Annotated in this window: 11 protein-coding genes; 5 read left to right on the top strand and 6 right to left on the bottom strand. The window is 71.0% G+C overall.

The genetic code is table 11. The features are described 5' to 3' along the window. A partial coding sequence (locus EAO72_RS42125) for a hypothetical protein (RefSeq protein ID WP_187285436.1) occupies positions 1 to 234 on the bottom strand: 234 nt, incomplete at its 3' end. On the opposite strand from EAO72_RS42125, the gene EAO72_RS22875 reads away from it, so the two are divergent. The 5 genes from EAO72_RS22875 (at position 182) to EAO72_RS22855 (ending at position 4401) form a co-directional block, all read left to right on the top strand. Continuing rightward, positions 182 to 2407, top strand: a complete 2226-nt coding sequence (locus EAO72_RS22875; RefSeq protein ID WP_148019151.1) for a molybdopterin oxidoreductase family protein — start codon at positions 182 to 184, stop codon at positions 2405 to 2407. The two genes, EAO72_RS42125 and EAO72_RS22875, sit on opposite strands and share 53 nt — an antisense overlap. A 7-nt stretch (positions 2408 to 2414) precedes the next feature. Further along, complete coding sequence (locus EAO72_RS22870; RefSeq protein WP_136327991.1) at positions 2415 to 3017, top strand: 4Fe-4S dicluster domain-containing protein; 603 nt, start codon at positions 2415 to 2417, stop codon at positions 3015 to 3017. Continuing rightward, positions 3014 to 3724 carry a Rieske (2Fe-2S) protein gene (locus EAO72_RS22865; protein WP_148019150.1) on the top strand — a complete coding sequence of 237 codons (711 nt, stop codon included), beginning with the start codon at positions 3014 to 3016 and terminating at the stop codon, positions 3722 to 3724. The genes EAO72_RS22870 and EAO72_RS22865 overlap by 4 nt, the downstream gene beginning before the upstream one ends. Beyond that, a complete protein-coding gene (locus EAO72_RS22860) occupies positions 3721 to 4098 on the top strand; it encodes a DUF6755 family protein (protein WP_148019149.1) in 378 nt (125 codons plus the stop codon). Before EAO72_RS22865 ends, EAO72_RS22860 begins: the two co-directional genes overlap by 4 nt. 93 nt (positions 4099 to 4191) lie before the next feature. Beyond that, positions 4192 to 4401: a hypothetical protein gene (locus tag EAO72_RS22855; RefSeq protein ID WP_148019148.1), complete on the top strand. Its 210-nt coding sequence runs from the start codon at positions 4192 to 4194 to the stop codon at positions 4399 to 4401. Positions 4402 to 4411: 10 nt separating this feature from the next. Here EAO72_RS22855 and EAO72_RS22850 read toward each other — a convergent pair whose 3' ends face one another. The 5 genes from EAO72_RS22850 to EAO72_RS22830 all read right to left on the bottom strand — a co-directional run bounded on the left by EAO72_RS22850 (position 4412) and on the right by EAO72_RS22830 (position 8794). Further along, a complete protein-coding gene (locus tag EAO72_RS22850) occupies positions 4412 to 4930 on the bottom strand; it encodes an MscL family protein (RefSeq protein ID WP_148019147.1) in 519 nt (172 codons plus the stop codon). Positions 4931 to 5053: 123 nt separating this feature from the next. After that, complete coding sequence (locus EAO72_RS22845) at positions 5054 to 5620, bottom strand: hypothetical protein (RefSeq protein WP_261991605.1); 567 nt, start codon at positions 5618 to 5620, stop codon at positions 5054 to 5056. A 406-nt stretch (positions 5621 to 6026) separates the two neighbouring features. Then, a complete protein-coding gene (locus EAO72_RS22840; RefSeq protein ID WP_148019146.1) occupies positions 6027 to 6860 on the bottom strand; it encodes an S-methyl-5'-thioadenosine phosphorylase in 834 nt (277 codons plus the stop codon). A gap of 206 nt (positions 6861 to 7066) precedes the next feature. Next, positions 7067 to 7444 (bottom strand): FmdB family zinc ribbon protein, encoded by a 378-nt coding sequence (locus EAO72_RS22835; protein WP_148019145.1) that lies wholly within the window; start codon positions 7442 to 7444, stop codon positions 7067 to 7069. Positions 7445 to 7510: 66 nt separating this feature from the next. Continuing rightward, the gene (locus EAO72_RS22830) at positions 7511 to 8794 is read right to left on the bottom strand and encodes an MFS transporter (protein ID WP_148019144.1); all 1284 of its coding nucleotides are present in this window, start codon (positions 8792 to 8794) and stop codon (positions 7511 to 7513) included. Between the last annotated feature and the right edge of the window lie 226 nt (positions 8795 to 9020).

The raw sequence follows: 9020 nt of genomic DNA, 5'->3' as shown, positions 1-9020 counted from the left end.
GGCCCGGTCGATGCCGAAGGCGAGCTTGTTGGCGCCCGCCGCGCTGACCATGCACAGCCGGCCGTTGTAGTCGACGTGCCGGGTCTTGAGGGCGACCCGGGCGAACTTGCCGACCAGATAGGTCTTCTCGGAGAAGAGGCTCGCCCCGCCCGGCACCCGCGCCTTCCGCGACGCCGGCGGCATCCCCGCCGACCAATGGCACGCCGACCAGAACGGCGAGACGCTCGTCCCCACCCACTGCTGCTTCTGCGGGGTGCAGTGCGGGATGTATCTGCGCGTCGACCGCGGCGGCAAGGTCTTCGGCGTCGAACCCCGCAACCACGACATCAACCGGATGCGCCTGTGCCCCAAGGGCATCAACGCGTACCAGCAGGTCAACCACCCCGACCGGCTCACCGCCCCGCTCATGCGCCGCTCCCGCGACGAGGAGTTCCGGGAGGTCTCCTGGGACGAGGCGCTCGATTACACCGTCGCCGAGATCAAGCGCATCCAGCAGACCTACGGCAACGACGCCTTCGGGCTGCTCGGCGGGGCGAGCCTCTTCTCCGAGAAGACCTATCTGGTCGGCAAGTTCGCCCGGGTCGCCCTCAAGACCCGGCACGTCGACTACAACGGCCGGCTGTGCATGGTCAGCGCGGCGGGCGCCAACAAGCTCGCCTTCGGCATCGACCGGGCCGGCAACCCCTTCTCCGACATCCTGCTCACCGACTGTCTGCTCATCGCGGGCTCCAACGTCGGCGAGTGCTTCCCCGTCATGACCCAGTACGTGTGGGGCGCCCGGGACCGTGGCGCCAGCCTGATCGTCATCGACCCGCGCGAGACGGCCATCGCGCGGACCGCCGACATCCATGTCGCACTCAAACCCGGCACCGACTCGGCGTTCTTCAACTCCGTGCTCCACGTGATCATCGAGGAGGGCCTCACCGACGAGGCGTACCTCGCCGACCACGCCACCGGCTGGGAGGAGGTGAAGGCCAAGGTCGCGGAGTACCCGCCGTCCCGGGCCGCCGAGATCTGCGGAATCCCCGCCGAACAGGTCGTGCAGGTCGCCCGCACCTTCGCCCGCGCACCGAAGGCCATGGCCTGGCACGCCCGCGGCATCGAGCACCACTCGCAGGGCGTCGAGAACTGCCTCACCGTGATCAACCTCTGCACCGCCACCGGACACATCGGCAAGCCCGGATCCGGCTACGGCACCATCACCGGCCAGGGCAACGGGCAGGGCGGCCGCGAGCACGGCCAGAAGTCCGACCTCCTGCCCGGCGGCCGCTCCATCATGAACGACGAGCACCGCCGGCAGATCTGCGAGATCTGGGGCATCGAGGAGTCCGAACTCCCGCGCGCCGGTACCTCGATGATGGAAATGGTCTGGCAGATGCAGCGCCGCGAGATCCGCGGACTGATCGGCATCTGCAACAACCCCTTCGTCTCCCTGCCCAACTACAAGGTGGTCAAGGAGGGATACGACACCGCTGAGTTCCACGCTCAATTCGACTTCTTCCTTTCCGAGACCGCGGCCAACGCGCATGTGGTCTTCCCCGTCACCACCTGGGCCGAGGACGAAGGAGTGATGGCCAACGCCGAGGCCCGCGTGGTCAAGCACAACAAGGCTCAGGACCCGCCCCCCGGCGTACGGACCGACACCTGGGTGATGTGCGAACTCGCCAGGCGTCTCGGCGCGGGCGACAAATTCGCCTTCGCCGACTCCCGCGAGGTCTTCGACGAACTGCGGATCGCCTCCGCCGGCACCGTCAACGACTACTACGGCATCACCTACGAACGCCTGGAGGAGACCGGCGGAATCGCCTGGCCCTGCCCCTCCACCGATCACCCCGGCACCCCCCGGCTCTTCGAGGACGGCAGGACCTACCACCCCGACGGCAAGATCCATATGCAGGTCGTCGAATGGCACCTGCCGATGGACCCGTACGACGACGACCACCCCATGTCCCTCACCACCGGCCGCACCGTCGCTCACTTCCTCTCCGGCAACCAGACCCGCCGCCTGGGCGCCCTCGTCGAACAGACCCCGCGCCCCTGGGCCGAGATCCACCCCTCCCACGGCTTCCGCAACGGCGAACCGGTCCGCGTCGTCACCCGGCGCGGCAGCGAGGTCTTCCCCGCCCTGGTCACCGAGGCGATCCGCCCCGACACCGTCTTCGTCCCGTACCACTGGCCGGTCCCCACCGCCGCCAACGCGCTGACCATCGACGCCCTGGACCCCCGCTCCAAGATCCCCGAGTACAAGGTCTGCGCCTGCCGCATCGAGCACGCCGAGAAGATCGACGAGGTACCCGCGCCCCCGGTCGCACCGGGCCACGTCGCCTACCCGGAGACCCAGGTCTCCCGCACCGACCCGCTGCCCCCCACGTCCCCGCAGGGCCGTGGCACCTCGGAGAGGAGCTGATGCCCGCATGATGGGCAGAACGATCTTTATCGACCCGGGGCGCTGCATCGGCTGCCAGGCCTGTGTCTCCGCCTGCCGTGAATGCGACTCCCACCGCGGCAAGTCGATGATCCACCTCGACTACACCGACGAGGGCCAGTCCGTCGCCTCCCTTCCCACCGTCTGCATGCACTGCGAGGACCCTGTCGCCCCCTGCGCCGAGGTCTGCCCCGCCGACGCGATCCTGGTGACCGCGGACGGCGTGGTGCAGCAGGCGGACACCACCCGCTGCATCGGCTGCGCCAACTGCGTCAACGCCTGCCCCTTCGGCGTACCGAAGATCGACCTCCAGGCGAAGCTGCAGATGAAGTGCAACCTCTGCTACGACCGCACCGCCTACGGTCTCGCCCCCATGTGCGCCACGGTCTGCCCGACCGGGGCGCTCTTCTACGGAACCGTCGAGGAGCTCCAGGCCGAACGCCCCGGCGTCCAGGTCGCCGACACCTTCGTCTTCGGCGAGACCGAGGTCCGCACCGGAGTCGCGATGGTCGTCCCCGCCGACCGGGTCCAGTGGCCGGTGCCGGGCGGCCTGCCCGTCGTGGAGATCAACGGGAAGGACGTCCGCCGATGACCGTCACCGAACAGCCGGCCCCGGGCGACCCGCGGCAACCGTCCTCCGGGGATCCGCGCGAGGCCCTGCACGACCGCATCGCCGCGGACTCCCTCACCACCCGCCGGGACTACCTCCGTATCGTCGCCACCGTCTCCGGCGGCCTCGCGGTCGGCGGACTCGGCGTGGCGGGCGGCATGCTCCCCCGCCACGGCGACCCCGAGGACGACAAGGCCCCGGCACCGAAGCGGATCAGTACCCAGCTGTTGCCCGGGGAGTCCCTCGCCTTCAGCTACCCGGATGAGGAGGACAAGGCCGTCGCCGTCCGGCTGGACGACGGCACCCTCGTCGGCTACTCGGCGATCTGCACCCACCTGGCCTGCGCCGTGCTGTGGCGGAAGGACCGGGGCTCCGAGGGCGAGCTGTACTGCCCCTGCCACGAGGGCGTCTTCGATGCCCGTACGGGCGAGGTCACCGCGGGCCCGCCGCCCCGCGGACTGCCCAAGGTCATCCTCACCGAGCAGACGGACGGCAGCGTCTGGGCCGTCGGCACCACCCGCTCCGGCGAGAGCATCGAGAAGGGGCTGTGCCGTCAGCTCGGCGAGGACCGCCCGGACCTCGCCTCCCGGATCGGCTGCCCCGGAGTCCGCGGGGGCGCCGAAGCCCCGCAGGCCGCCGGCTCCCGCACCGGGGCCGCCGAGCCCGAGACCCCAGGCAGGCGCACATGAGCGACGCCCAGCAGCCCCCCGGCCCGCACTACCCGGAGTACCACCCGGGCAGCGCACGGCCCGAACTCAACCGGCCCGTCCACGAGCGCTACCCGCAGATCCGGTCCACGAGCGGCTACGGCGACCCGCGCGTCCGCCACACCGGGCCCGGACCGGGAGCGGGCAGCGACCAGGAACCGGAGCGGTCCTCGAAACTCACGGCACGGCTGACCCTGGCCATGACCGTCGTCATCGGGCAGCTCTGGGGACTCACCGTCGTCATCGACGCGTACATGGAGGGCAACACCGGCACCGCCTGGTGGGGGGCCGGATTCCTCTGTCTGTCGTTCCTCGTCGTGCTCGGCCTCTGGTGGCTCGACCCCAAGGACCGCTGACCGAGGCCGGTTCTCGGGGCGGGGACCCCCTGCCCGCCCCGAGGCGGGCGCAGGGAGTCCCCGCCACCGCAGGGCAGCCGTACCCTGGGAAGTATGAGTACCGCCCCCGCCCCCGGACCGCGCGATTCGAAGCCGAGCGAGCCGGACCGGCCGAAGCCCAAGCCGGCACTGATCTTCGACGATCCGCTGGACCAGCAGTCCGCGGACGATACGGACCGGGGGTGGGGTGAGCGGGCCCCCTCCGGCGGCAGCGCCGCCGACCTGGCCCGTTTCCTCGACGAGAAGCCGCCCCACCACGTCTGACGCCGTCCCCCTACTGCCGGCTGTCCGGCCCGGGGGCCCGCCCGCCGTCGCCCTCCACGGGGCCGCCGCCGCTGCGCTGCGCGACCAGAGCGTCGCGGATCTCCTTCAGGACCTCCAGTTCGCTCACCTCCATCGTCTCCTGCACGCCTTCCTTCGCCGCCTGCATGGCGGCCCGCTTGGCGAGGTACTTCGCCATCGGGAGCACCATCAGGAAGTAGACGACGGCAGCGGTGATCAGGAAGCTGAGAGCGGCGCTGAGCACCGAACCCCACAGGATCCGGATGCCCTCGGTCGCCTCGCCCGTCTTCGGGTCCGTCACACAGGGGCCCTTGAGGCAGGAGCTGTAGTTCTCCAGATCCTGGGTGCCGAACGCACCGACGAGCGGGTTGATGACGCCCTTGACGACGGCGTTCACGATGTTCGTGAACGCGGCGCCGATGACGACGGCCACCGCCAGGTCGATCACGTTGCCGCGTGTCAGGAAGGCCTTGAAGCCCTCCAGCAGACTGACCTTCTTCTTCTCGCTCACGCCCGAGCCGTCCTTCGTATGTGCCGTAAGAGGAGCCAACTGTTCCGCAACTTACGGCAGTACAAGGGCGATCTACCTCATTCGAGGCCGGTGCCAGGTGACGTGATGGTTCGTCAGTGCGAATCAACACAGGATCACCGCAAACCCGGCCGAGATTCCCGCGCCGGCCAGCGTCGCGGCCGTCGCCCGCGGCACGGAGACCACGATCAGCGCCCCGTTCTCCGTGGGGCCCTCGACGGGCGCCGTCGGCACCCGGGTCACCCGCGCCCCCTTCGCCAGCACCCGTGAGCCGGCTCCGGCGCCCTCGGACGCGATCACGTCGACCCGGTCTCCCGGGCGCAGCAGCCGGACGGTTTCCGCATCGGCGATCCGGACGGGCGCGGACACCAGGCGGACCGGCGGCGGCGTGTGGCGCGAGGCGGCTCCGGCGGCTTCGGCCGCACCGCGCCCGCCGCCCTGCCCGCCGCCGTCCCCGCTCCCGGCCTCACCGCCGCCGATCCCCGAAGCGGCCAGCGCGGCAGCCGTCAGTGCCAGCCCGGCGGCCATCGCCCGCCGCTGCCGCCACACCGCCCGCCGCAACCGATGGCCGCTGCCCGCGCGCACCCGCAGCGGGGGGAACGGCGGCACTCCGCCGGGTGGCGGAGCGGACGGAGGCGTGGAGAGGGAGGAGGGGGATCCGTACGAGGACATGCCAAACACCGCCTGCGGTAGGGGAGTTCAGAGGACAGAGAGAGCGAGTGAGTGCGGATGAATCGGATCGAGCGGCCCGGCGGCCGGAGAAGACCGGCCGGACAGCACCCACGATTCACCACCCGCGAGATTCCCGCTGAGCCCTGTGAACGGCCCACACGATGTGGAAAACTCCATCACCCACCTGAGGCGCCGCACCCGGCTGATGGGCCTCATCCGCGTGCGGGACCCATCCGCGTGCGGGACCCCACCGGCGTGCGGGACCCTATCCGCGTGCGGGATCCCACGCGGGTGCGGCACCTCATCCGCCTGAGCGACCGCACCCGCCCGAGCGACCCTCAGCCGCGTGCGGGCTCCCCCACCCGCGTCCGGGACCGAACCCGCTCGCGTGACCGGCGTTCAGCGCCTACGGCAGCTCGATCCCCGTCTCGATCCCGTCCAGCGCATGCGCGCACGGACAGCCGCGGTCCGCCTCCGCCGGCAGCGCGGCCACCGCGTCGAAGAGCACCGAACGCAAGCGGTCGACATTGGCCGCGAACACCTTGAGCACCTCCTCGTGGGAGACGCCCTCGCCGGCCTCCGCGCCCGCGTCCAGGTCCGTGACCAGCGTCATCGTCGTGTAGCAGAGGCCCAGCTCACGGGCGAGCACGGCCTCGGGGTGTCCGGTCATCCCGACCACCGACCAGCCCATCGCCGCATGCCAGCGCGACTCCGCCCGGGTCGAGAACCGCGGCCCCTCGACGACCACGAGCGTCCCGCCGTCCACCGCTTCCCAGTCCCGTCCGCGAGCCGCAGCCAGGGCTGCCTTGCGCCCCTCGGGGCAGTACGGGTCCGCGAAGCCCAGGTGCACCACCTTCGGCGCCACTCCGTCCGCCCGGGTCTCCCCGTCGTAGAACGTCTGGACCCGGGTCTTCGTACGGTCGACCAGCTGGTCCGGTACGAGCAGCGTCCCCGGCCCGTACTCCGGCCGCAGTCCGCCCACCGCGCACGGGCCGAGCACCTGGCGTACGCCGACCGAGCGCAGCGCCCACAGGTTGGCGCGGTAGTTGATGCGGTGAGGTGGCACATGGTGGCCGCGGCCGTGACGGGGGAGGAAGGCGACCCGGCGGCCGCCGATCTCGCCGAGGAAGACGGAGTCGCTCGGCGCTCCGTAAGGGGTCTCCACGCGTACCTCGGTGACGTCCTCCAGGAAGGAGTACAGCCCCGAACCGCCGATCACACCGATCTCTGCGTTCACCATGCGGTCACAGTAGGCGTTCGCCCGGCGCGCGACGCAGCCGGGCAGAAAACGCCGAGGAACAAGCCGAGGACAACGCCGAGTGAAGCAAAAGGAGTCAAACGCCGAGGGCCCCGCCGGGTGAAGCGAAAGGAGTCAAACGCCGAGGACCCCGCCGAGTGAATCGGCGGGGTCCCGGTGAAGCCAGGCGAAACGGTCGGGCGGGCGCCTCAGGCGGCCGACGAACCGCTCGACGAGGACGCCGAAGAAGAAGAGGAGGACGACGAGGAAGACGCCGTCGAGGAGCCGGACGAACCGGAGGAGGACGTCGACGACGAGGACGACGACTTCGCGTCCGATCCCGTCGAGGACGAGGATCCGGAACCCGAGGCCTTGGCAGCGGCCGGGGCCGGCGTGCTGCTCGAAGAGGATCCACGGCTGTCGTTCCGGTAGAAACCGGAACCCTTGAACACGATGCCGACCGCCGAGAACACCTTCTTCAGGCGTCCATCGCAGCTCGGGCACACCGTGAGGGCGTCATCGGTGAACTTCTGCACCGCTTCGAGGCCCTCGCCACACTCGGTGCACTGGTACTGATAGGTCGGCACTTGTTCCTCCTGGCACTCTGACTCGATGAGTGCTAACGACGCTCCATACTGACGTATTCCGCGGGATCAGTCCACCGTGACCGGTCCGCGGTGACCGATCCCACGTGCCACGGTCCGCCCTGAAGACCTCGGGAGCAGCCGCGAACGCAGCGCCACCAGCGTCACCAGGGCCAGCACCGTACCCACGAGCGGCACCAGGAATCCGGTGCTCGCGCCATGGGCGTCCGCGAGCCGCCCGGCCACCGTCACCGCGCCCGCCTGGCCGAGTGCGACGGCGCCCGTCAGCCAGGTGAACGCCTCGGTCCGCGCGGAGCCCGGGACGAGGGCCTCGACCAGGGTGTAGCCGCTGATCAGAGCGGGTGCGATGGAGAGGCCGACCAGCAGTCCGAGACCGGCCAGCAGCGGCACGGAGTGCACCGCCCACAGGCCCGAAGCGGTGAGGGTCAGGGCCGCGTATCCGGCGATCAGCCTGCGCCGCGGGCCGGTCTTCCAGGCGATGGCACCGCAGGCGATCCCGGCCAGCATGTTGCCGGCCGCGAAGATCCCGTACAGCAGACCGTTCGCGCCGGGGCTGCCGATCTCCTCGGCGAAGGCGGTCAGCGAGACCTGCATCCCGCCGAAGACCGCGCCGATCCCGAGGAAGGCCACCGCGAGGACGCGGACGCCGGGGATGGACAGGGCGGAGACGGGCCGCTGCGATCCGGCGGGGCCGGTGGTGCGTACCGCGGGCTGGGTGGCGCGCTGCGCGGCGAAGAACAGGCCGCCGAACAGGGTCAGGGCGGCTTCGGCGATCAGCCCCGCCGCCGGGTGCACGCCGGTGCACAGTGCGGTGGCGAGGACCGGACCGATGACGAAGGTGAACTCGTCCGTCACCGATTCGAAGGCCGCCGCGGTCGACATGAGCGGCGAGGCCTCCCGGCCCGGCGCCGCCCCGAGCACGGCCGCCCAGCGGGCCCGGACCATCGGTCCGATCTGCGGGACGGACGCACCCGTCGGAACGGCCGCGGCGAACAGCGCCCACATCGGGGCGTCCGCCAGCGCGAGCGCGGTCAGGCCCGAGACGGACGCCGTGTGCACGAGGACGCCCGGCAGCAGCACGGCGCGCTGCCCGAAGCGGTCGGCGAGCTTGCCGGTCTGCGGAGCGAACAGGGCCATGGAGACCCCGGTCACGGCGGCGACGGCGCCGGCGCTTCCGTACGAACCGGTGGTGTGCTGGACGAGCAGGACGATGCCGATGGTCAGCATCGCGAAGGGCTGCCGTGCGGCGAAGCCCGGCAGGAGGAAGGTCCACGCACCCGGGGTGCGCAGCAACTGCCCGTATCCGGGGCGGTCGGAGACCGTGGTCGCCACGGTCCTTGCCTTTCTGCCGCCTGGTGGCCGTGCCCCTGCGGTACCGGCCGGCACGTGGGTGCGGACCCGGTCAGGAGCTGCCGAGAGCTGTCCTCTTCGCGCGGAACTGCGGTAGATGCCGGGCGCTCGCAACAGAGGCGGAGGACGCCACGACCGCCATACGGTCGCGCCAGCTCTGCGTCAGGCAGAGTTGGTGGATCAAATAGGTCGATCTGGGTGTCGATCA

Source organism: Streptomyces sp. OR43 (genome assembly GCF_008042275.1).
Classification (GTDB): Bacteria; Actinomycetota; Actinomycetes; order Streptomycetales; family Streptomycetaceae; genus Streptomyces.
This window is presented reverse-complemented; position numbering and strand designations above follow the sequence as displayed.